Raw genomic sequence first — 23,586 nt, forward strand, 5'->3', positions numbered from 1 at the left:
CCACATGCATACCCTCACTGTTCAGCGTCTGGGTGGAGCCGGTGGTGCGTCGGTTCGGGGATTCACCGAGGAGGACCTCGGCACACCTGGGTTCGCCGAGGACATCCTTGCTCAGCTCACCGAGTACGACCTTCTGATCTGTCAGCCGGACGGAGAGATTTCCGACGACGGAATGTTCCGTTTCGCACGTCAGCTAGGACCACTCACGAGTGCCCACCCGTCGCTGCGCCTTCCGGATCCCGAAGAGATCAGCCACCATCTGCTGCCGATCGATTCGCAGTATTCCAAGGCTGACGCCTGGCACACCGACGGTACGTTCAACGACTACGTCCCGCTCATCGCATTGCTGCGGGCCGACATCCTGCCGAGCTATGGCGGTGAAACCGCTTGGGCCTTTACCCGGCACGCCTACTCCTCGCTGAGCGCTGAGTTCAGATCGTTCGTCGACCAATTGACCGCGATCCACGACAACAATGTCGCCGCGGTCGAACCGCCCGTTGATGGCGACCCGGAGATGATCGCCCGCTACGAGATGTTCCTGGCAAATCGTCTCGAGACCGAGCATCCTGTCGTCGCCATCGACCCGCTCAGTGGTGACCCCACATTGTTGCTCGGGGCATTCGCAAAGTCGGTCATCGGGTTCGACGAGGGCGAGTCGCGAGCGCTCATCGAGCTTGTCCAACGGCGTATCACTGCTAATGAGAACACGCTCAGATGGCGTTGGAAGGTAGGAGAATTCGCCTTGTGGAACAATCGCACCACGCAGCACTACGGCGTAAACGACTACGGGCAGCAGCATCGCCGCATGACACGGTTCAGTGTTGCGGGTGAGCCACCCGTCGGACTCGACGGCCGTGCCTCGCGCCTGCTCCGTGGCAACTCCAGCGGATACCACACCACCGCCCTGACCAGGACTGCGTGATCCGGAGATGAATGCTGTGACCGAAGCCGAAGGCATGTGTTTGCTTGATGCGCAGAAGGAGGTTGTCTACGGTCAGTTGGCTCTGGCGGAGGGTGCCCCTAGTCCCTACTGGATGGGGGACTACTTTGATCTGGTCGACCTGTCGATCGATCGATTGACGGAGGCTGTCGCGCAGGTTGTGGCCCGGACGCCGGCTATTCGGACCCGATTCTTCTATCGGGACGGGGAAGTGCGGCAGCACTTCCCGTTGGATGCTCGACCCGAGATCCATGTCCGGGACCTGTCGGCGGAGGTGGATCCGTGGGCGACCTGTTCGAGGTACATGGCTGATGCTCTCTCCGAGCCGTGCGATCTACTGGACGCGTCGCTCATGGACTTTACCGTGTACAAGCTCGACGCCTCGCGGGCAATCCTGTTCGAGCGCGGTCACCATGCCATCGTCGACGCCTATGGCGGCGGTCTCTACATCGCGGCCATTGCTGCCGCATACACGTACGGCGCGCTGCCGGAGTTCGAGTTGAAGGGGCCCGCGGACCTGGTTGCCGACGCACCCGACGCGAACGGCGAGGAGCTCGAACCGGACTGGCCCGCAATGACGTCGGTGCACATTCTGCCGTGGTTCCGCGGGTCCGACTTCCCAGCCGCGACGGCCATGCCTGCGCGGGCGACGAGGAAGATCGCGCGCTCCACCGTGGACCGCATGAAGGAACTGGCAGCCGAATGGTCAGTGAGGCTCGAGTCTGTATACGTTGCCGCTGTCGCCCAATCGCTCAGCGACCAGTTTCCCGAGATGACAGAGTTCGCGGTCCTGATTCCGACCCACGGACGTTCGAAGGAGACGAGAGCCGCAATTGGCATGGCTGCCAACATGGTTCCGGTAACCCTGCCACGGCGCCCGGCCGACTCCGAACTGAGCCAGTTCGTCCAGGAGTGCGATCGGCGCCTCCGCGCGTCGCTCGTCGGCCGCCGGTTCCGAATCGAGCAGTACCGCAAGTCGCTCGACAAGCACGTCGGCGAGCGGATGTACACGGTTCCGATCATTAACATCATCTCGTACTACCAGGAACTGACCTTCGGTAACTGCTCGGCCCCTCCGATTAGCATGTCCACGGGAGCAGCCCACGGGATCGAGATCACGGTGCTCGATTCCAGTGCGGCAGCAGGGGTGGATCTGCACATCGACTGCAACGCCGACGCGCTGGAACCCAGCGACGCGGCGTCGTTCTCCGCCACACTGTCCGGCGTTCTCGCCGACTTCACGGCCACGGCAACGGGACCGGCCGAGTCGGCGGCAGACGGTGTGTCCGCTCCGGTCGCGCGTCGGACGACCGCCGTGCCTGCGCAGGTCGCGCTGGTGGGGAACGGCAGCACACTCACGTACGGACAGCTGTGCAGCGCAGCGGCAGAGCTTGCACGCCGGTTGGCCGAGTCGGGCATCGGTGCGGGCGACCGGGTCCTGGTCGCTGCCCCACACAGCACGACGTTCCCGACCGCAGCGCTGGCCGTTGCCCAGCTCGGTGCCGTCTACGTCCCGGTGGCGCTCCCGATGGCCGACCAGCGGCTGAGTTCGATCCTGGAATCGGCACACCCGGCCGCGATGGTCGTGGAGGGTTCCGTCGAGGCGCTGGTGGCACGTCACCTTCCACCGGGCGTCGTTACCGTCCTCCACGACCAGGACTCCCCGGATTGCACGGCGTCCGAGGCGCAGGTACCGGCGATGCTCGAGCGTATCCGCGACCTGCACTACATGATCTTCACCTCCGGCAGCACCGGAGCACCGAAGGGGGTGCTGGTCGGCGGTGGCTCGACGCGTGCCCTCATCGAGCCGACGCTCAGAACCATCGACGCACGGCCCGGCATGGTGTGGCTGGCGCAGCACACCTTCGGTTTCGACTTCTCGGTGTGGGAGATGCTCGGGGCGTTGCTGTCGGCCGGCAGTCTCGTCGTTCCGGACGATGCCGCTCGCCGCAGCCTGGACACGCTGGCCGACACTGTCGAGACGCACGGTGTCGACGTCCTGAACATCACCCCCGACGCGTTCAACGCGCTCGAGGTGGCCGATATCGAGCGCATCGCGCGGGTGAGCGGCCGCATTGTCTTCGGCGGTGCCCGCCTGACCTTGCGCAGCGACGTCGCCGAGATCCTCGCGCGCCGGACTGCGGCCTTCAACATGTACGGCATCACCGAAGGCACGGTGCACTCGACTGCCTACCCCATCGGTCTCGGCGACATCCGGAACGGAAGCCACGGTGCCCGCTCGGTGTCGATCGGCCGGCCGCTTCCGGAGGTCACCGGGTTCGTGTTGGGGGATGACTTGGTGCCGGTGGGTGCGGGTGGTGTGGGTGAGTTGTATTTGGCGGGTGCGCAGCTCGCGGTGGGGTATTTCGGTCAGGTGGGGTTGACGGCGGAGCGGTTCGTGCCGTGTCCGTTCGGGTCTGGGGAGGTGATGTTCCGGACGGGTGATCTGGTGCGGGTGGGGCTCGATGGTGGCTTCTCGTATGTGGGTCGGTCCGATTTTCAGTTGAACGTTCGTGGGCATCGGGTCGAGCCGGGGGAGATCGAGTTCGTCGCGGTGGGGTTGCCGGGGGTCGAGCGGTGTGTGGTGGTGGAGCGGGGTGTCGGGTCGGCGTCGTTGATGGTCGCGTTCGTGACTGCTGATGCCGGCGTCGAGGTCTGTCCGGATCGTGTGCGTGCGGAGATCGGGGCGCGTCTGCCGGATTACATGGTGCCGAATCGGGTGGTGGTGGTCGATACGATTCCGTTGACGACCAGTGGCAAGGTTGATCGTCGGGCGTTGGGGGAGGTGCCGCTGGACGGGGATCGGGCGGCCGGTGCCGGTGTGGCGGGTGCCGGTTCGGATGTCGAGCGGGTGGTGTGCGAGGTCTTCGGTGAGGTTCTGCAGTGTGGTGAGGTCGGTCCGTCGGATGACTTCTTCGAGTTAGGCGGACACTCCCTGGCCGCACTGCGGGTGTCGCGACTCCTCGATGAGCGGCGGGGTTGGAGAATGCCGCCGGCCGCCGTACTGAAGAACCCCACACCGTCGGCACTCGCGGCGTTGGTGATCGACGCACCGGACGAGGCGGGCACCCCGGCCTCGTCGACGGCGCGCGGGGACGTCGCCGGCGGTAGCGCGCTGAACGGCTACAATTCGACGCTGGCGGTCATGCTCGGGACACCGAGTGGCCGTTTGCGATACCAGATCCCGCTGGTCGTGCACTGGTCGGATCCCGCCGCCCGGGAGCGTGCGCTGGAGCGCGTCTCGGCGCTGGCGCGGGCGGACAGACGCAGCATCCTGCGGGACGTCTTCGTGCTCGGCGCGGCCGGCAGCGGTTCCCGGCAGTTGCCGGACGTGCGGGTCACTCCGTGGCCGCATCCGGCACCGTATGTCGACCAGACGATCCGTGACGTTTGTGCCGCCGCGGCGGCACGACCCGAGATCCCGGCGCTCGAGGTATACACGTTCGATGGAGCGGGTGGGGACCACATTGCCGTGTTCCTCTTCTCCCACCTCCACTTCGACGATGTCTCGGTGCGGTGGGTGTTCGAACATGCCATCGCCTCCGGCGAGCATCCGGCGCCGAACCACAAGCGCTCGTACGTCGACTTCGTCCAACCGCCCGGCGCTGCCGAACTGATCGCCTCCGACTACGCCGATCGGATCAGGAAGACACTCGCGCAGACTGACGTGCCGTTCGGCGCGACTGCGCATGCTGGATCCGCCGCCCAGTCCGGGCGAACGGTCGTCGTACCTATCCCCGTTGCCATGAGCGAGAAGATCGGGCAGCCGGTCCATCTCCGGAACACGACGCTCTTCGTTCTGCTCAACGTCGCGATTCGGGCGGCGCTGGCCGCGGCGCAGCTGGGCACGACCTTCACGATCGGAACCGCGGTGTCACTGCGCGAATCTCAAGTGGTCGTCTCGGAGACTCGGAACAACCTGGGATATGCACTGAACACCGTGCTCGTCCCGCAATCCCTCGACGAGAGCCGGCCCGTGTCCGACGCCGTGGCCGAGACGCGGTCCGCGGTCGCCGACGCGATCGAGTTCGCCGCAGTCCCCTACGCCGCAGTCGTTTCCGAGCTCTACCGATCGGGCGCAGCGGCACGCGCACCGGCGATCGGTGTCTGGGCACAACTGACGGACGCCTGGCAGTACGACACCGGCACGCAGATCACGCACGCCGGCCTCGCCGACAACGGAATCACGAAGTTCCCGCTCACCTACTTCCTGGAGACCTCAAGTGGGCTGCCCGCCCGGCTCCTGATCCAGTACGACAGCGCCGAGACCGATGAGGACAGCATCCGGAGGCTCGGTGAATCGACGGTGCAGGTGCTGTGCGCACTGTCGGACTGCACGCCGTCGACTCAGGTATCGCGGCTCGTTGGGGAGAAGCAGGAATGAACGCGATGCACACCGTTCGAGAAACCACCGGCGACGTCCTGAACGAGGTTCTGTTCGAACGAAACTGGCCCGAGGCGGGCTGGGTCGGGGACTCGAACACATCCTGCGACCAGGACGAGTTCGTCCGGTCGGTACGGACCACTGCCACTCGGCTGCAGCAGGAATTCACCCCACAGCACGACATCGTCCTGATCACCGCTCGCCGAGATCTGGCCACCCTGACGGTGCTGCTGGGCTGCGTGCATGCGGGAATCGTCTTCGTCCCCCTCGACCGGGCCACCCCGGAGGAGCGGGTACGGGAGATCGCCGTGGCGAGTGGTGCCCGGGCAGTCGTCACAGACCGGGACGACCTGTCCGTCCTGGACCTTCATCGGGTGTCAGCGTTCGTCGCGCCGACGAAGCATCCTCCGGCGAGTCCTGCTCCGTTCACCGGTGACCTGCTGTGCCTGCTGTTCACCTCGGGATCGACCGGCGCGCCCAAGGGCGTGGCCTGTACCCGGAGCGGGTTCGCCGATCGCATGAACCACGACGTTCTCGGAGGTCCCGACTACAACGTCGGGCCGGGAGATACCGTCGCCGCGCGTGCTTCATTCAGTTTCACGATGAGCCTGGCCGAGATCTTCACGGCGCTGCGGCATCGAATGAACCTCTATGTGGCGTCCGACGCAGCGATCCGGAATCCGCCCCGGCTGGTGGAGGAGATCCGGGCGCACAACGGCACGGTTGTGCTCAGTGTGCCCTCGCTGCTCGAGGCGATGATCCGATCGAACGGGTCGCTCCCGCAATCTTTGCGGATCGCAGTCGTCGGTGGGGAGCCCTGCAGCCAGTGGCTAACGGATGCGCTCGGAGAGGAACAGTCGACGGTCCGGATCGTGCACACCTACGGGAACACCGAGACATCGGCCAACGTCTATTACGCGGAATCGCTCACGATGCTCGGCGAGCCCCTCCCGGGGATGACCGGGTTCGTGTTGGGGGATGACTTGGTGCCGGTGGGTGCGGGTGGTGTGGGTGAGTTGTATTTGGCGGGTGCGCAGCTCGCGGTGGGGTATTTCGGTCAGGTGGGGTTGACGGCGGAGCGGTTCGTGCCGTGTCCGTTCGGGTCTGGGGAGGTGATGTTCCGGACGGGTGATCTGGTGCGGGTGGGGCTCGATGGTGGCTTCTCGTATGTGGGTCGGTCCGATTTTCAGTTGAACGTTCGTGGGCATCGGGTCGAGCCGGGGGAGATCGAGTTCGTCGCGGTGGGGTTGCCGGGGGTCGAGCGGTGTGTGGTGGTGGAGCGGGGTGTCGGGTCGGCGTCGTTGATGGTCGCGTTCGTGACTGCTGATGCCGGCGTCGAGGTCTGTCCGGATCGTGTGCGTGCGGAGATCGGGGCGCGTCTGCCGGATTACATGGTGCCGAATCGGGTGGTGGTGGTCGATACGATTCCGTTGACGACCAGTGGCAAGGTTGATCGTCGGGCGTTGGGGGAGGTGCCGCTGGACGGGGATCGGGCGGCCGGTGCCGGTGTGGCGGGTGCCGGTTCGGATGTCGAGCGGGTGGTGTGCGAGGTCTTCGGTGAGGTTCTGCAGTGTGGTGAGGTCGGTCCGTCGGATGACTTCTTCGAGTTAGGCGGACACTCCCTGGCCGCACTCGCCGTGAGCGAGGCGATCTCGGCCAGGACCGGTAGGTACCTTGAGCCCACTGCCATATTCGCGGCCCGAACCCCCGCAGGGCTGAGCGCTTTGCTGACCGATGACGCGCACCTCGGTACCGGGGAACAGGAGGTCGCTCCGCCCGCGGCGAACCGCATGTCGGAGGCGGAACTGTCGATGTGGTTCACCCAGAGGTATCGAAACACCAACGGCGCCTTCAATCTTTGGTACTACGGGCAGGTCAGCGGTCGCCTCGAGGCCAAGCGCCTGCTGCGCGCCTTCGACCGGGTACTGGCGGTCCACCCGAACCTCCGCTCCTTGGTCACGGAGGACTTCGACGGGCCGCACAAGCAGGTTGTCGAGGCGGACCGGATCGCGGCGTCCGACTACCTCCGCATCGTTCCCCGACGACTGCCGGACAGCGAGATCATCACGATGATCCACCAGAACTTCGACTTCGAATCGGATCTGCCGATCCGAGTCGTGCTCTTCACCGACCGCGACGACCTGGTCGACCGGGTGCTGGTGGTGGTCAACCACGTCGCGGCAGACGGGGCCTCGATGCCGGTCCTCATCGACACGGTGCGCGCGGAACTCGAAGGGGCAGGCGCAACTACCGCCGCCGCGGTGCTCGCTCAGCTGCCGGGCGAGCACCCGGCCTCCGAGGCCGATCGGACCTTCTGGACGCGGTATCTCGCAGAAGTCGGTCCGTCGCCGGCCGGTGCGCGCCGTCGGACGGAACCACGCAGCTATGTCGGAGAGGCGATTACGGTCCCGATCAACAGGTCTCGGGTCGACGAGCTAAGCCGGATCGCAGACGCGGTCGGCGGGTCGCTGTTCACGGTCCTGCACGGTGCCGTCGCCATGACGCTCGCATCGCGCGGCCTCGGGACGTCGTCACTCGCCACCGTGCCCATCGAGAATCGCCATTCCAGCGGGGATCGACAAGTGGTGGGGATGTTGGCGAACAACCTGCTGCTGAAGGCCGCGCTCGACGACCGCGAGACCGTCGGTGGCAATCTGCGCACGCTCGCCGATGCCGACATCGAAGCATTCGGCCACCAGCGCTATCCCTTCGAGCAGGCGGTCCGGATCCTGCGGGAGACGCAGCACCTGGACGAGACCGAGACGGCTTCGCCGCTGGCGATCGCCCTGCAGAACAACTACCAGGACTACCTGGAGATCGGCGACGTCGAGCTGCGCCGGATCGTCCTGCCGACCACTCGGTGCCCCTACGACCTGTACTTCAACTTCATCCAGCACGCGGAGCACGACGCCGGCATCACGCTCGAACTGCAGTACGCCGCGGATCTGTATGACCGAACGACGATCGACGACATGGTGGAGGCCTTCCTGAAATGCGCATCGATGACTCTCGACGACCTGAAGACGCCGACCTCGACGTTCATGGAGGTGGTTCGATGACCCCCGGTGTCTCGGACGACGTGTTCCTGCTGATCCGGGCCGCGTCGTGTCGCCGGACGGAACTGGCCGAAGCCGGCATTGACGGTTCCGAGCGACTGCGGCCGACGGCGGTGCCGGGGCTGGTGTACGCGACGGACGACGAGCAGCGAGGCCTCTACATCGAGTCAGGGTTGCTCGAACCGAGGGCACTGCGGGGTGGGCGGCTGCTGACGCTCACCCGTGAGGTGGCCGTCGACAAAGGGGTGTTGACGTCACCGTCGGTTCGGGTCGTGCCGACGAACGGAGGCAATTCACACTGTGCAACAATTACATTGAATCAGTCGGTCGCCGTCGAGTGTGTGGTGACGAGTTCGGGGTACGTCATCTTCCCGGATGACTGGGTCCGCTCCGCCCTGCAGCGTCTCTATCGCGACGTCCTCGGCGGGGAGTCGATCGAGACCGCCTCGAAAGTGTTCGAACTCGGCGGCAGTTCCCGCGACATGCAGCTGTTGTTGCTGTCGGTCAACGCGACCTTTGCCACGCGTATCGATCCACGTGAGTTCTTCGCGAACTCGTCGGTCGATGCCGTTGCGAAGATGCTCGCCGTGGCTCGCGGGTTCCAGGCCTCGCCGCTTCTGGAAATGATTGGAGAATCACATGGTTGAGTTCCTCGGAGTCGGTGTCACGCACGACGCATCGGAGGTCAACTCCCGCTCGGGAGGTGTGTTCGACCGGACCTACACCGAGAATATCGTGGCCGCGCACGAAGACAACGGGTGGGATGGGATGATCTTCCACTACAACTCGGCAACCGTGGACCCGGGCATCGTCGCGACCTACGCGGCGACGCTGTCGAAGTCCATCAACGTCATCGTGGCGGTGCGGCCGAACACCTGCGCCCCGACCTACATGGCGAAGAAGATCGCTACGTTGGACACGATCACCGGCGGGCGCGCCCGCCTGCATATCATCGCCGGCGGCTATGCCGCCGAGCAGGCGGCCGAGGGGGACTTCCTGGACAAGGACCAGCGGTATGCGCGAGCCGGCGAGTTCATCGACATCTGCCGTCGCAGTTGGACCGAGCCCGCGCCGTTCAGCCACTCCGGCGAGTACTTCACCGTCGACAACTTCTACGCGGACGTGCGGTGCACCGACCCGAACGGCACGACCGTCTCGACCGCCGGGATGTCCGAAGCTGCCCTGAAGATGGCAGCGAAATATGCTGACAGGCATGCGCTGTGGGGTATGCCCCTCGCGGAGACGAAGGTGTTCGTCGACCGGTTGCGGGGCTACTGCGACGAGATCGGGCGGGAAGACTTGCCGGAGATCCAGATGCAGTTTCGCCCGATTCTGGGGGACACCGCCGCCGCCGCCCGCCGGCGCGCCGACGACATTCTCGCTCGCATGAAGAAGCAGCTCGGTGGGTGGGCTGCCGGACGGACGCCGGAGACGGCGGGCGCGGCCCACGCTCTCGAGGTGCTGGACAAGGCCGAGTGGCACGACGAGTGCTTCTGGGCCGGACCGCTCGCGGAAGTCAGCGGGGCGGGCAACAACACGGCGCTGGTCGGGACACCGTCGCAGATCTGTGACGCATTGTGCCAGTACCACGATCTTGGCGTCACGGTCTTCGGACTCAACGACTACGACACCCATGTCGGCGCTGTCGAATTTGGGCGTAGTGTCATCCCGCTGGTCAGACGTGAACTCGGGCAATAGTGTCCGTCACGTCTGTACCGAGGGTTGTCCACCGAAGAGGGAAGCCGGGGGGTGGAAGACATGCAGATCAGTAGGTGCCCACATATTCGGGCTGAGATTGTTGGTCAAGTGATGCGTCTCGTATTGGACCGTCCGCGGAGTCTCAACGCGCACAGCCTGGAGATGCTCTGTGAGATCGAACGGCTTCTCGATGTCGCCAACGAGCGTCCGAACGTCAAGAGAATCGTGATCTCCAGCAGTCGCAGCGGGGTTTTCTGCGCCGGTGGAGACATCAAGGCCGTGGCGGCGTACTCGCACGATTGCCAATATGGACTTGTACACAAGTACTTTCAAACCAACAAACGAGTGTTGTCTGCCTTGAGATCGACGCCCATCGAAGTAGTGTGCCTGGTCAACGGCATTTGCTTCGGCGGCGGGTTCGGTCTGAGTATGGCGTCTGACGTTCGTATCGCCACCCAGTCATCGTCGTTCGCTATGCCGGAGGCCCGTATCGGCTTCTACCCCGACGTGGGGGCTAGCCACTTCCTCGCTCAGATGCCGGGGAGTGTGGGACGTCGGCTCGGCGGCGAAGCATTGGTTCTTACTGCATTGGGAGCCATGGAGTGCGGGATCGTCGACCATCTCGTTGACGAACCCGAACTTGAGGCCACCCAAGTGGCCTTGTGGCGCGGCGCACCTATAGGGGAGATCAAAGCGCCTCGGACCTACGGTGGTTCTAGTATCACCGACGCGACCAAAGCACTCCAGCCTTCAGGCGCAGGCTCGCTCTGTCCAACGTCGGTCGCCGTCGCCGATTACCTCCTGTCCTGGGGCAACGAGCACTCGATCGATGAGTGCCTGGAGTACGAAGCTGACATCTCACTGAGAATGGCACTGCGCCCGGATTTCGTCTCGGGCGTTTCGGCAGTTCTCGGTAAGCGTCCACTCGCATCATGGACTCCCGACGATGTCGATCCTCGAGAGCTAGCGCAGATTCTCTCCTGTCCGCTGGAAGTCGCCCGCGAGTTCGCCGGGGAAGCTGGGAAAGCGCTGTCCGTCATGTCATCGGATCATCCTGGTTTCTAGTCGCAAGCTGTGGCATTCGCCGGCAGAGCGGCGGCTTCTGAAGTGCCCGAACGAATCTCTGTTACGGGTGGGTCGAGCAGCCGAGTCGTGACCTCAACATCGGTTCATTCGCATAGATTGGTTTGGATACAGTAGACATGGGCCATTACAAGAGCAACGTTCGTGACCTGGAGTTCAACCTTTTCGAGGTCCTCGGTCTGGACAAGCCGCTGAGTGAGGGCGTGTGGGGGGACCTCGACGCCGACACCGTCAAGGACATGCTGTCCGAGGTCGCGCGGCTGGCCGAGGGGCCGCTCGGCGAGGCGTTCGCCGACGCCGACCGCAACCCGCCGGTGTTCGACCCCGAGAAGCACGAGGCGACCCTGCCGGAGTCCTTCAAGAAGTCGTTCAAGGCGATGTGGGACGCCGAGTGGTACCGCATGGGTCTCACCGAGGAGATCGGCGGCGTGCCCGTCCCCCGCGCGGTGGTGTGGGCCATCGCGGAGATGCTGCTCGGCTCGCAGCCGGCCGCGTTCATGTACGCCGCCGGCCCGTCGTTCGCGGACGTCTTCTTCAAGAACGGCACCGACGAGCAGAAGCAGTGGGCCGCCCAGATCGTCGAGCGCGGCTGGGGCGCCACCATGGTGCTTACCGAGCCGGACGCCGGTTCCGACGTGGGCGCCGGCCGCACCAAGGCCATCAAGCAGGACGACGGCACCTGGCACATCGAGGGCGTCAAGCGCTTCATCACGTCCGCCACGTCGGACGACCTGTTCGAGAACATCTTCCACCTGGTCCTGGCCCGCCCCGAGGGCGCCGGCCCGGGCACCAAGGGTCTGTCGCTGTTCTTCGTCCCCAAGTTCCACTTCGACTTCAAGAAGAACGAGCTGGGCGAGCGCAACGGCGTCTTCGTCACCAACGTCGAGCACAAGATGGGCCTCAAGGCGTCCGCGACCTGTGAGCTCACCTTCGGCGGCCACGGCACCCCGGCCGTCGGCTGGCTGGTCGGCGACGTCCACAACGGCATCGCGCAGATGTTCGACGTCATCGAGCACGCCCGGATGATGGTCGGCACCAAGGCCATCTCCACCCTGTCGACCGGCTACCTCAACGCACTCGACTACGCCAAGCAGCGCGTCCAGGGCGCCGACCTGACCCAGATGACGGACAAGGCCGCACCGCGCGTGACCATCACGCACCACCCGGACGTGCGCCGTGCGCTCGCGCTGCAGAAGGCGTACGCCGAGGGCATGCGCGCCGTGTACCTGTACACCGCCGCCCACCAGGACGTCGAGGTCGCCAAGCACGTCTCCGGCGCCGAGGGCGACGTCGCGCACCGCATCAACGACCTGCTGCTGCCGATCGTCAAGGGTGTCGGCTCGGAGCGGGCCTACCAGTACCTGACCGAGAGCCTGCAGACCCTGGGCGGCTCGGGCTTCCTGCAGGACTACCCGATCGAGCAGTACATCCGCGACGCCAAGATCGACTCCCTGTACGAGGGCACCACCGCGATCCAGGCGCAGGACTTCTTCTTCCGCAAGATCGTCCGTGACCGCGGTGTCGCGCTGGCCCACGTGGCAGGCCAGGTGAAGAAGTTCATCGACCGTGATGACGGCGACGGTCGCCTCAAGGCCGAGCGGGCGCTGCTCGCGACAGCGCTTGAGGACGTCCAGGGAATGGCTGCGGTCCTGACCGGCTGCCTCATGGACGCGCAGGAGCAGCCCACCGAGCTGTACAAGGTGGGACTCGGTTCGGTGCGCTTCTTGATGTCCGTCGGCGACCTGCTCATCGGCTGGCAGCTGCTGCGCCAGTCCGAGATCGCGATCAAGGCGCTCGACGAGGGTGCTTCCGACAAGGACAAGCCATTCTACGAGGGCAAGGTCGCCACCGCGTCCTTCTTCGCCAAGAACGTCCTGCCCGAGCTCACCGCGACGCGCACCATCCTGTCGGACCTCGACAACGACATCATGAAGCTCGACGAAGCCGCGTTTTGACCATTTTGCTTACCAGTTTGCTCTCCAGGTGATTGGGACCGGGGCTGAACCGCTCGGAACGGTCCTGCAGTGGCTTTTCCGACTCCCGGATCGGGTCGTGATCATCGCGGGCTCATTTCCTCGTGAACTGGGTGTTCTTCACGAATCCAGCAATGACTGAGTCGTGAGCATGCCCAACGGTAGTTCACGGAAGCTCGGACTCGAAGGCACCGTCGTCGCCTCCGTCATTGTCGCCAGTGATGGAACCCGTGTGGTCGAGATCCTCACCGACTCGTAGCAGGGAAGACAGCACCCTGACTCTGCCAAGCATGGAGCGCCCCTTTCGCACAGTTTGCAGTTCGAGACAGGAATCCTCGCCTCATCTGTCCGGGAAATGCGCGCTAGCTTGCAAAGTGCAGAGAAGCTCGGCATCGCCGTGGCGTTCGCGGCCGTCGCGGTGCTCGGAACGGTGTGCGGAACGGTGGTTCGTTCCTCGGCCGGCGCGGTGGTGATGGTCGTCGCGATTCTGATCCTGCCGGAACTGTTCGGGCCCCTTCTAGGCGATCTGCAGCCCTGGGTGACGGGTGCGGCACCGTCCGCCGTACTGATCAAGCTGTCGCAGAGCGCCGACGCAGCACCGGAACTGATGGGATCGTTGGGAGGGTGGGCGTCCCTGCTGATCCTGCTCGGTTACACGGCCGCGGCGTGCGTGGTCGCGGCGGTGCTGTTCGACACGCGCGATACATGATCTCGCGCTCACACTGGATGATCGTGGTGGTTCCGGCCGCCGCGATCTTTCTGTTCGTCGTGCTCCTCCACACCCTCACCTCGGATACGACGATGCCGGATCGGTCCGCGACCATCTTCGCCCTCTTGCAGGCGACGGCGCTGGTGTCGACCGCATTCCGTCCGTGGGCGGGGTGGAGCTTGTCATTCGCCGCGACACTCGGCGCGACGGTCGTCGTCGGCGACGGGCTCTGGGTGGATGCGATGATCAACAGTCACTTCGTGGTCCTCGCTGCCGCTGGGGTGCGGATCAGTCCACGATCGGCTGTTGCGATGTGGTGTGCACTCGCTGCCGCGACCGTTGCACTCGCGGTGATGGGAAGTGCTGCAGGAGAAGCGGTGGAGACGCTGGTCCTCGCAGCCGTCGTCCTCGTCGCCGCGGGAGCGATCCGTGCCGCGGTGCATGCGCGCCGCACGCTCGCCGTCGAACGCGATGCAGCCGAACACGATCGCGAGCGCGCTGCGGTGTTGTCGGAACGCGCACGAATCGCGCGGGAGTTGCATGACGTGGTGGCCCACCACATGTCGGTCGTCGCTATCCAGGCACAAGCCGCCCGATACCGGGTGACCGATCCACCACCGGAGCTGACCGCGGGGCTCGACGCAATCCACTCGAGCGCAACGGAGGCGCTGACGGAGATGCGCCGGATCCTGGGAGTGCTGAGATCGGGATCCGACGAGATGACACCGTCGCCGCGCCTCGCGGATCTGCCGAGGCTGCTCGACGGGGTCCGTGACGGCGGGGTCGACGTGCGCGACCAGGTCGTCGGCGACCTCCGGGAGCTCCCGGCCGGCGTCGAACTCTCCGCCTACCGGATCGTGCAGGAGGCGGTGAGCAACGCAGTTCGGCACGCGCCGGGCGCAACGATCGACGTGTGTCTCGCCTACGGATCCGACGGCTTGCGTCTCCGGATCCACAACGGACCCGCCCGCGAACCGGTTCGGGTCGTCTCGGGGGCCGGGCAGGGAATGATCGGGATGCGCGAGCGGGTCGCTGCACTGGGCGGCCGGCTCGAGACCGGCCCCGAACCGGAGGGCGGGTTCGTCGTCGAGACCGTCCTGCCCATTGCAGAAGGAGTGCGATGACCTGCAACACGGCGTCTGCGGTGCGCGTCGTCATCGCCGACGACCAGCGCATGGTCCGGGAAGGACTGTCCGTCGTGCTCGGCGCGCAAGCCGGCATCGAGGTTGTCGGTGAGGCCGCGAACGGGGCCGAGGCCGTGGCCACGGCGGCGGCACTCGAGCCCGATGTCGTGCTGATGGATATCCGGATGCCGGAGATGGATGGCCTCGCGGCGACCCGCCGCGTGTGTGCCGATGTCCCGGCAACGAAAGTCCTCGTGCTGACCACATACGACCTGGACGAATATGTGTATCAGGCGTTGCAGGCGGGAGCGAGCGGGTTCCTGCTCAAAGATGCGTCCGCCACGGCACTCGCCGACGCGGTGCGCATCATTGCAGCGGGCGACGCACTGCTCGCGCCGAGCGTCACCCGGCGTCTTCTGGGCGAGTTCGCCCGACTACCCCGCGACTCACCGCGCGTGCCCACCTCACCAGAACTGACACCGCGCGAGAACGAAGTGCTCGTGTTGCTGGCACGTGGACTGTCGAACGCCGAGATCGCCGCGGAGTTGTTCATCGGTGAGCAAACGGCCAAGACCCACGTGGGCCGCATCTTCGACAAGCTGGCATTGCGCGATCGAACGCAAGCGGTGATCTACGCGTACGAGAGGGGAATCGTCGCGCCGGGGGACCGGTGAACTCAGGCGCCGGTGGGCTCGTTGTCGGCCACGCCGGGCTGCAACCGCGGCGGCTCCGGCGCGACGGGCGGGAAGGACGGGCGACGACTGCGATAGAAGACGACGCCACCGAGGACGACGGCGCCGAGAACGCCGGCGATGAGCAGTGCCGGCCGTCTGCCACCCGACTCGGGTGCGGCCTTCTTTGCGGCGCCCTTGTCGGCCAGCGCCTTCTCCGCGGCCGACTTGATCAGCGGAGACGCCTCTTCCCGTGCGCGACGTGCGTGAGCAGCGAGCTCCCTCGACACCTCGACACCCTTGCGGGCGACGACGAGGCCGGCTGCTGCCGACCCCTGAGCCAACGCCACAGCACCGTCCCCGGCGACACGAAGCGCGCCAACGAGATTGGTGGTGTCGTCGATCGGAGGTACGAGGTCGCGGACAGACTCGGAGAAAGCACTACCGGAAAGGGACTCGCTCACACTCGACATGGCTCCACACTGCCACACCGGTTGATCCTTCCGTCAGGAGCGCGGGAGGATCATCACAGTAGGAGGAGTGCCGCGCCGAACAACACAAGGATGGCAACATGGGGGTGTGACTTCACCCAACCAGACAGCAACCGCCACCCTCCACACCAACCGCGGGGACATCGTCATCTCCCTGTTCGGCAACCATGCGCCGAAGACGGTCGAGAACTTCGTCGGCCTCGCCAACGGCTCGAAGGAATACAAGACCCAGAACGCAAAGGGCGAGACCACCGGCCCGTTCTACGACGGCGCGGTCTTCCACCGCGTCATCGACGGCTTCATGATCCAGGGTGGCGATCCCACCGGCACCGGTCGCGGCGGCCCGGGCTACCAGTTCGGTGACGAGTTCCACCCCGAGCTGCAGTTCGACCGTCCCTACCTCCTCGCGATGGCGAACGCCGGCCCGGGCACCAACGGCTCACAGTTCTTCATCACGGTCGGTGCCACCCCGCACCTGAACCGTCGCCACACCATCTTCGGTGAGGTCGTCGACGCAGAGTCGAAGAAGGTCGTCGACGCCATCGCGACCACCGCGACCGATCGTGGCGACCGCCCGACCGACGACGTCGTGATCAACAGCATCACGGTCGCCTGAAAGAGAAAACTATGACGAACCCCGGCTGGGGCCCGGCGGCCGAGGGGGGCGGCCCCGCGTCCCAGCCGCGGTGCGTCCGTCACCCCGACCGCGCCACGCTGCTTGCCTGCACCCGGTGCGGCCGACCCTTCTGTCCCGAGTGCCTGCGTCCCGCGTCGGTGGGGCATCAGTGCGTCGAGTGTGTCGCCACCGCGCAACGCTCCGCACCGCAGGCCCGAACGGTCGCCGGTGCGCCGATGCGCACCAATCGGCCGACTCCGTTGGTCACCTATATCCTCATCGCGCTCAACGTCGTGATCTTCGGGATCACCGCCGCGCAGTCCGGCAGCGTGATGAACAACGAGCAGGCATCGCGCCTGTTCTTGGATTGGGCGCTGTGGCCGCCCATGATCGCGGCCGATGGCGACTACATCCGGGTGCTCGGCAGCGGTTTCCTGCACTACGGCCTGCTACACCTCGCGGTCAACATGTTCGCGTTGTGGATCATCGGCCGCGACACCGAGTTGGTACTCGGGCGTGCCCGCTATCTCGCCGTGTATGCGGTGTCAATCGTCGGTGGTTCCGCCGCGGTGATGTTCCTTCAACCCGATGCTGTCACTGTGGGGGCGTCGGGTGCCGTGTTCGGTCTGCTCGGAGCCCAGGCCGTCATCCTGCTGCGGTTGCGTCGTAGCCCAGCGCCGGTGCTTGCGGTGGTGGCACTCAACGTCTTCATCAGCATCACGATCCCCGGCATCTCCCTGTGGGGACACCTCGGCGGCCTGGTTGCGGGTGCTGCGGCGACGGCAGCTCTGCTCTACGCCCCGCAGTACATGGGCGCCGGTACCGACCGAATCAAGATCGTCCGTACGGGATGGATCGCGCTCGCTGCGGTGGTGCTGGTCTCGCTCGTACTGGTGGTGCTCGCAGTGCTGCGTCTGCGCTCTCAGTTGGGAGTGTGATCGGGCGCCAGTCCGTGCACCGCAAGCGCGTCGTACACGTCGCGCGGGTCCGTGCCCAGATCCCAGCGACCGAAGATCATCAGCCGTTCGTCGCCGGTTCCGGGTTCGAGCGTGTCGATTTCGAGCATCGGGACCCGCCGACCGAGTCGTGGGTATTCCACGATGCGCACCCGGTGCAGTGTCGCGCGCGGGAATTCGCGACGACCGGACAGGCGCGTGGTCGCAATTCCCGATGCCTGTCCGTCGGGGTCGCTGAGGACCTCGAGGCGGGGCCGCTGGCGGGCAGCCGAGAACGCCATCGAAAGAACGAGTAGCGCAGCGAATCCGATGAGAATCCGGCCAACTGCGTCGGGAACAGCGAACACCGCCGCCACTGCAAGGACCACTCCGCCGGCTGAGAGGGCTGCGACGGCGACCGGCGGGGTCGACCATTCGAGTGGAGCCCGATCGGTCATGCCACTACGTCCGCACAGTTGTGCACAGGGTTCTCCACAGGTGGGGATTAATTACAGCTGTGTAATCCAGCGTCATCGGCGGTCGTCAACGCCACTTCATCGTCATGACCAGACCCGCCACCATGAAGCCGAAACCGATGAGGAAGTTGTACGCACCGAGGCTGTTCATGAAGGAAATGTGCTCTGCGGCGAGGTAGTACACGATCAGCCACAGCAATCCGATGATCATCAGACCGAGCATCACCGAGACGTAGATGGAGCTCGACGGCGCGGCCTTGATTTTCACCGGAGTACGGCTGACCGACCTCTCGACCGCGTCGTCCTTCTTCTTCCTGACCTTCGACTTGGGCATGGTGTCCTCGCTGGTACGACTCCGCCTCCTGCAGGCCGGCAGAGTAGGTTGGGCATCTACCTGTGCTGTACACGCTAACGCAGTAGCCGAAAGGGAGGTTCGACGTGTCGAACGGTCGGCTGCGCACTCTGGCCTGGGCGTCCGCGACACTTGTCGTGTGCCTCGTCGCGGGGCTGTTGCTCGGCACCACCCGCGGTGTTTCCGACGGTAGTGAACTGCGCGCGAGTGACTCGCCGCGCCTGTCCGACCTCGTTCGTGTCGCGCAGGCCGAATCGGATGATCTCGCTGCCACCCGTGACGCGCTGGCCACGCAGGTCGCACAGCTTCAGAGCAGTGCGGCCACCGACGACGACGAAGTCGCTGCAGTGCTCGACCGAATCGCCGCACTCGAGGATCCTGCGGGACTGACCGAACGGCAGGGCGCCGGTGTCACCGTCACCTTGACCGATGCACCGCGCGATGCCGACGGCCGGTATCCGGCAGGCGCCTCGCCCGACGATCTCGTGGTGCACCAGCAGGACGTGCAGAGCGTGCTCAACGCGATGTGGGCGGGCGGAGCGGAAGCCATCTCCATGCAGGATCAGCGGATCGTCGAGACCTCGGCGCCCCGCTGCATCGGCAACACCCTCCTACTGCACGGCCGCACCTACTCGCCCCCGTATGTCATCACGGCGTTGGGAGACCCCGCCGCGATTGCGGCGTCGCTCGATGCCGAACCCGGAGTGCGCTTGTACAAGCAGTACTCCACGCGCTACGGATTGGGCTTCACGCAGCAGGTCGGTTCCGAACTCACTGTCCCCGCCTACACCGGTGGAGCCGCGGCACGATAACTCGGTGAGTACTCTGCTCACCATGCGCATTCTCGTCGTCGACAACTACGACAGCTTCGTGTTCAACCTCGTGCAGTACCTCGGTCAGCTCGGAACACGAGCAGAAGTGTGGCGCAACGACGACGAGAGGCTGACCGCGCCCGGCGCGCTCGAGAAGGTCGTCGACGAGTTCGACGGCATCCTGCTCAGCCCCGGCCCCGGCACCCCCGAACGCGCCGGAGTCAGCATCGACCTCGTCAAGGCCTGCGCCGCCGCACGCACGCCGCTGCTGGGCGTGTGCCTCGGTCACCAGTCGATCGGTGTTGCATTCGGCGGAACCGTCGATCGTGCCCCGGAACTTCTGCACGGGAAGACCAGCCTCGTGCATCATGACGGCGCCGGTGTCCTGTCGGGCCTGCCCGACCCGTTCACCGCGACCCGTTATCACTCGCTGACGGTGCTCCCGGAAACGATGCCCGACGAGCTCGTCGTCACCGGGCAGACCGACAGCGGTGTGATCATGGCGTTGCGGCATGCGGAACTGCCCATTCACGGTGTGCAGTTCCATCCGGAGTCGGTACTCACCCAGGGTGGTCATCGCATGCTGGCGAACTGGCTCGCCGTGTGTGGTCGGGCGCCGCAAGAATCGCTCGTCGCGCAGCTCGAGGGTGAAATGGCCCGGGCGCTCGACGGTGGTGCCGCCTGACGCCCCCATACGCACGGCGCTCACACAACGCGGCGGCCCCTCCCATGGAGTAGGCCGCCGCGCTGCGTGACGTTCGCGCTATCGGATTCCGAGAACCCCGACTCCGACGCTCACGGTGTCGGACTTGGAGATCTCCGAACCGGGCGGCTGCTGCTGGGTGATGATCGTGCCCACGAGACCGGCATCGAGTGTGGCCTCACGGGTCTGCACGAGCTGAGCAGCCGAGCCGGTCCAGCCTGCCGCGCGGAGCGCCGACAGCGCCTGTGACACCGAACGGTTGGTGAGCACGGGCATCTCGATCCGGTCGCCGTCGGAAACCTGGATCGTGACGGTGCCACCCCGATCGGTCGTAGCGCCGCCCGCCGGGTTGGTCGACACCACCGTGCCTGCCTCCTCGCTCGACTCGACCTGCTCGACGACGACCTCGAATCCGGCGCCCTCGATGTTGCCTCGGGCCACTTCCTGGGCCTGCCCCACGACGTTCGGGACACGGACCTGCTCGGGCCCGGAACCGAGCGTGATGGTCACCATGGAGGCGCGGTCGATGTTCGCGCCCGCCGACGGGTTCTGCTCGACTACGGTGTCGACCTCGTCCTCGTCGGACGGCGCCCGCAACACATTCGGGTCGAGCCGCAGCCCGACCGAATCGAGTTGTTGCGCGGCCTTCTCCTGCGAAAGACCGTCGAGTCGCGGAATCTGCACTTGCTCGGGGCCACTCGACACCTCGATGGTGACGGTCGAGCCCTCATCGGCCTGGCTGCCCGGTACCGGCCGGGTGTTCACCACGTTGCCTTCGGCGACCACCGCGTCTGGTTTCTCCTGCAGAGCCACCCGGAAGCCACTGTCCTGCAGCTGGCTCTCCGCCTCGCTCGCCGCGAGATTACGGACGTCGGGAACGGCAATCTGCGCCGCAGTGGAGCCGGGGCCCAGCGACCACAGGAACACGCCGACGATGCCCACGACGATAACGGCCGCGACGCCGAAGAGGACCTTGCGCAACGTCGAACCGCCGCCACCTCCGGACTCGTCGCCTGCAGCGACCCCGCCTGCAGCGCCCGCTGCGGCAGCGGGACGGTAATGCCTGCCGGTGTTCTGATCGACCGAATCGATCAAAGTGGTGCGGTCTTCGTCGGTCATCACCATCGGCGCGCTGGGACGCTGGCCGCTGAGGACCCGGATCAGGTCGCTCCGCATCTCTGCCGCGGACTGGTAACGGTTGGCGGGGTTCTTCGCCATCGCCTTGAGGATCACCGAATCCAGCTCGGGGGGAACCTGCCGATTCACCGACGACGGCAGCGGCGGATCTTCACGAACATGCTGGTAGGCGACCGCGACGGGTGAATCACCTTTGAACGGGGGTTCGCCGGTCATGATCTCGAACAGCACGCAGCCCACCGAGTAGACGTCGGAGCGCGCATCGACCTGCTCGCCCCGCGCCTGCTCGGGAGACAGGTACTGAGCGGTGCCGATCACGGCGGCGGTCTGCGTCATCGGGCTCGACGCGTCGGAGATCGCGCGGGCGATGCCGAAGTCCATGACCTTGACCGCGCCGGCTTTGTTGATCATGACGTTGGCGGGCTTGACGTCACGGTGCACGATCCCGTTGCGGTGGCTGAAGTCGAGCGCCGCACACACGTCGGCGATCACCTCCATCGCCCGCTTCGGCGCCATCGGGCCCTCGCCGCGCACGATGTCGCGCAACGTGTCGCCCTCGACGAACTCCATGACGATGTACGGGATCGGGCCGGCTTCCGTTTCGGCTTCACCGGTGTCGTACACGGCGACGATCGCCGGGTGGTTCAGTGCCGCCGCGTTCTGTGCCTCGCGCCGGAACCGCAGGTAGAACGTGGGATCGCGGGCGAGGTCGGCGCGCAGAACTTTGATTGCCACGTCACGACCGAGTCGTAGATCCCGTGCCAGATGCACCTCGGACATGCCACCGAAGCCGAGGATCTCACCCAGCTCGTAGCGTGAGGAGAGCTTGCGCGGTGTCGTCATGACGTTCCTTGTGTGTCCGGCGGTGCGTTGTTCGTACCGTTGCTGGCTGCGGGCTCTTGATCGCCTCCCGTACCTCCGTCGCCTTCTCCGTCACCTGAAGCATCGCCCGGCGGCGTTTCCCCGCCTTCGGCAGGTTGCGTCGTGGTGGTCGCGGCGGTGGTTGTCGGTGTCGCGGTGGTCGTGGTGGGAGCTTGGGTGGTCTGCGTCGGAACTTCGGCCGTGGTGGTCGGCGGGACCGTCGGCGGAGCCTCGGTCGTTGTCGTCGGCTCGAATGTCGGAGGCTGGGTCGGGACCGGAAGTGGGGCAGTCCATTCCGAGGTCGTCGTGGTCTGCGGAGGACGCGTCGTCGTGGTGGGCTGTGGCCTCGTCGTGGTGATCTGCGTGGTCGGCGACGGCCCCGTGTCGGGCTCGTCCTCACCGTTGGTCAGCAGAACTACGCCCAGCGTCACCAGCGCAAGTACGATCGCCACGCCTGCGGCCCACGCGAGCGCGGTGGGGCTCGGCCCCTTCCGGTCGCCACCGCCGTCACCTCCGCCCGAAGCGGCGGCCGCAGCAGCATAGGGAGGTCGGCCGCTCGTCGGTGGCTGCGACGACCCGGTGTACGGCCCCTGCGTGTACGCGGTCGGCGCATACTGCTGCGTCTGCTGAGACGACTGCATGGGCACCGTCGTGGTCGCCCCAGGAACACCCGGAGGCAACACTCGATTGGCGCTCGTCACGGGCGGCACATTGCCCGGCGGCGGCGCGGGCCGGCCGGACCGCACGGCCGACACGGCATCGCCGAATTCGCCACCGCTCGAGTAGCGGTACTTCGGGTCCTTCGTCATCGCGATGTCGATGAGGTCGCGGACCTCGGGCGGGAGATCGGCGGGCAGCGGCGCGGGAGTTTCCTGCACGTGCTTCATCGCGACCGTGACGACACTCTCGCCAAGGAACGGGCGCCGTCCCGACAGCACCTCGTAGCCGACGGCCCCGAGCGAATACACATCGCTCGCCGATGTCGCCTCCTGCCCGAGAGCCTGCTCCGGCGCGATGTACTGCGCGGTGCCCATGACCATCCCGGTACGCGTGACGGGCGATGCGTCGACTGCCTTCGCGATACCGAAGTCGGTGATCTTCACCTGGCCGGTCGGGGTGATCATGATGTTCCCGGGCTTGACGTCGCGATGCACGACACCCGCATTGTGCGCGGCCTGAAGAGCCCGGCCGGTCTGCTCGAGCATGTCGAGGGCTTGTGGCAACGACAGCCTGCCCACACGCGAGAGGACCGCATTGAGCGGCTCGCCGTGTACCAGCTCCATCACCAGATAGGCGACGGACTGTCCTTCCTCGTCGGTCGTCTCGCCGTAATCGAACACCCCGGCGATGCCCGGGTGATTGAGTTGCGCCGTGGTGCGCGCTTCGAACCTGAATCGGGTCAGGAAGTCCTGGTCGTGCGACAACTCGGCCTTGAGAACCTTCACCGCGACACGACGGTCGAGCCGTGTGTCCAGGCCTTCCCAGACCTGACCCATACCGCCCGTGGCGATCAGTCGCGTGAGGCGATAGCGGTCGGCGACCATGGCGCCGCTGTACAAAGCCAT

19 protein-coding genes are annotated in these 23,586 nt (G+C 65.8%); 14 read left to right on the top strand and 5 right to left on the bottom strand.

Annotated features, from left to right (window positions below; translation table 11 throughout):
* Positions 1 to 4: 4 nt before the first annotated feature.
* The 10 genes from ACTDXD_RS11070 (at position 5) to ACTDXD_RS11115 (ending at position 15,641) form a co-directional block, all read left to right on the top strand.
* On the top strand, positions 5 to 922 hold the full coding sequence (locus ACTDXD_RS11070) for a TauD/TfdA dioxygenase family protein (protein WP_440127072.1): 918 nt from the start codon (positions 5 to 7) through the stop codon (positions 920 to 922).
* A gap of 16 nt (positions 923 to 938) precedes the next feature.
* A complete protein-coding gene (locus tag ACTDXD_RS11075; protein ID WP_440127073.1) occupies positions 939 to 5,324 on the top strand; it encodes an amino acid adenylation domain-containing protein in 4,386 nt (1,461 codons plus the stop codon).
* A 5-nt stretch (positions 5,325 to 5,329) separates the two neighbouring features.
* On the top strand, positions 5,330 to 8,383 hold the full coding sequence (locus ACTDXD_RS11080) for an AMP-binding protein (protein ID WP_440127074.1): 3,054 nt from the start codon (positions 5,330 to 5,332) through the stop codon (positions 8,381 to 8,383).
* Positions 8,380 to 9,027, top strand: a complete 648-nt coding sequence (locus tag ACTDXD_RS11085; RefSeq protein ID WP_440127075.1) for an acyl carrier protein — start codon at positions 8,380 to 8,382, stop codon at positions 9,025 to 9,027. Before ACTDXD_RS11080 ends, ACTDXD_RS11085 begins: the two co-directional genes overlap by 4 nt.
* Positions 9,020 to 10,078, top strand: coding sequence for an LLM class flavin-dependent oxidoreductase (locus tag ACTDXD_RS11090; protein WP_440127076.1), 1,059 nt, complete (start codon positions 9,020 to 9,022; stop codon positions 10,076 to 10,078). The genes ACTDXD_RS11085 and ACTDXD_RS11090 overlap by 8 nt, the downstream gene beginning before the upstream one ends.
* A gap of 60 nt (positions 10,079 to 10,138) precedes the next feature.
* Complete coding sequence (locus tag ACTDXD_RS11095; protein WP_440127611.1) at positions 10,139 to 11,143, top strand: enoyl-CoA hydratase/isomerase family protein; 1,005 nt, start codon at positions 10,139 to 10,141, stop codon at positions 11,141 to 11,143.
* Positions 11,144 to 11,280: 137 nt separating this feature from the next.
* Positions 11,281 to 13,116: an acyl-CoA dehydrogenase gene (locus ACTDXD_RS11100; RefSeq protein ID WP_440127077.1), complete on the top strand. Its 1,836-nt coding sequence runs from the start codon at positions 11,281 to 11,283 to the stop codon at positions 13,114 to 13,116.
* Between the two features lie 385 nt (positions 13,117 to 13,501).
* A complete protein-coding gene (locus ACTDXD_RS11105; protein ID WP_440127078.1) occupies positions 13,502 to 13,843 on the top strand; it encodes a hypothetical protein in 342 nt (113 codons plus the stop codon).
* Positions 13,840 to 14,967 carry a sensor histidine kinase gene (locus tag ACTDXD_RS11110; RefSeq protein ID WP_440127079.1) on the top strand — a complete coding sequence of 376 codons (1,128 nt, stop codon included), beginning with the start codon at positions 13,840 to 13,842 and terminating at the stop codon, positions 14,965 to 14,967. Before ACTDXD_RS11105 ends, ACTDXD_RS11110 begins: the two co-directional genes overlap by 4 nt.
* Complete coding sequence (locus ACTDXD_RS11115; RefSeq protein WP_440127080.1) at positions 14,964 to 15,641, top strand: response regulator; 678 nt, start codon at positions 14,964 to 14,966, stop codon at positions 15,639 to 15,641. Before ACTDXD_RS11110 ends, ACTDXD_RS11115 begins: the two co-directional genes overlap by 4 nt.
* A 2-nt stretch (positions 15,642 to 15,643) precedes the next feature.
* Here ACTDXD_RS11115 and ACTDXD_RS11120 read toward each other — a convergent pair whose 3' ends face one another.
* Positions 15,644 to 16,102, bottom strand: coding sequence for a hypothetical protein (locus ACTDXD_RS11120; protein ID WP_440127081.1), 459 nt, complete (start codon positions 16,100 to 16,102; stop codon positions 15,644 to 15,646).
* Between the two features lie 115 nt (positions 16,103 to 16,217).
* On the opposite strand from ACTDXD_RS11120, the gene ACTDXD_RS11125 reads away from it, so the two are divergent.
* Both ACTDXD_RS11125 and ACTDXD_RS11130 read left to right on the top strand, forming a co-directional pair.
* Positions 16,218 to 16,745, top strand: a complete 528-nt coding sequence (locus ACTDXD_RS11125) for a peptidylprolyl isomerase (protein WP_440127082.1) — start codon at positions 16,218 to 16,220, stop codon at positions 16,743 to 16,745.
* Positions 16,746 to 16,756: 11 nt separating this feature from the next.
* A complete protein-coding gene (locus ACTDXD_RS11130) occupies positions 16,757 to 17,683 on the top strand; it encodes a rhomboid family intramembrane serine protease (RefSeq protein WP_440127083.1) in 927 nt (308 codons plus the stop codon).
* Here ACTDXD_RS11130 and ACTDXD_RS11135 read toward each other — a convergent pair.
* Positions 17,668 to 18,138 (bottom strand): PH domain-containing protein, encoded by a 471-nt coding sequence (locus ACTDXD_RS11135; RefSeq protein WP_440127084.1) that lies wholly within the window; start codon positions 18,136 to 18,138, stop codon positions 17,668 to 17,670. The genes ACTDXD_RS11130 and ACTDXD_RS11135 overlap by 16 nt on opposite strands.
* 85 nt (positions 18,139 to 18,223) lie before the next feature.
* Positions 18,224 to 18,490 carry a cell division protein CrgA gene (gene crgA / locus ACTDXD_RS11140; protein ID WP_440127085.1) on the bottom strand — a complete coding sequence of 89 codons (267 nt, stop codon included), beginning with the start codon at positions 18,488 to 18,490 and terminating at the stop codon, positions 18,224 to 18,226.
* Between the two features lie 104 nt (positions 18,491 to 18,594).
* Here crgA and ACTDXD_RS11145 point away from each other — a divergent pair, with 104 nt between their 5' ends.
* Together ACTDXD_RS11145 and ACTDXD_RS11150 are read left to right on the top strand one after the other, a co-directional pair.
* Entirely contained in the window at positions 18,595 to 19,320 is a 726-nt protein-coding gene (locus tag ACTDXD_RS11145; protein WP_440127086.1) for a DUF881 domain-containing protein, read from the top strand.
* A 22-nt stretch (positions 19,321 to 19,342) separates the two neighbouring features.
* Positions 19,343 to 20,005: an aminodeoxychorismate/anthranilate synthase component II gene (locus ACTDXD_RS11150; protein WP_169689341.1), complete on the top strand. Its 663-nt coding sequence runs from the start codon at positions 19,343 to 19,345 to the stop codon at positions 20,003 to 20,005.
* 78 nt (positions 20,006 to 20,083) lie between these two features.
* Here ACTDXD_RS11150 and pknB read toward each other — a convergent pair whose 3' ends face one another.
* Complete coding sequence (pknB, locus tag ACTDXD_RS11155; RefSeq protein WP_440127087.1) at positions 20,084 to 22,003, bottom strand: Stk1 family PASTA domain-containing Ser/Thr kinase; 1,920 nt, start codon at positions 22,001 to 22,003, stop codon at positions 20,084 to 20,086.
* Positions 22,000 to 23,586 (bottom strand): serine/threonine-protein kinase, encoded by a 1,587-nt coding sequence (locus tag ACTDXD_RS11160; RefSeq protein WP_440127088.1) that lies wholly within the window; start codon positions 23,584 to 23,586, stop codon positions 22,000 to 22,002. The genes pknB and ACTDXD_RS11160 overlap by 4 nt, the downstream gene beginning before the upstream one ends.

It is taken from the genome of Rhodococcus sp. SJ-3 (assembly GCF_051918125.1).
Classification (GTDB): Bacteria; Actinomycetota; Actinomycetes; order Mycobacteriales; family Mycobacteriaceae; genus Rhodococcus.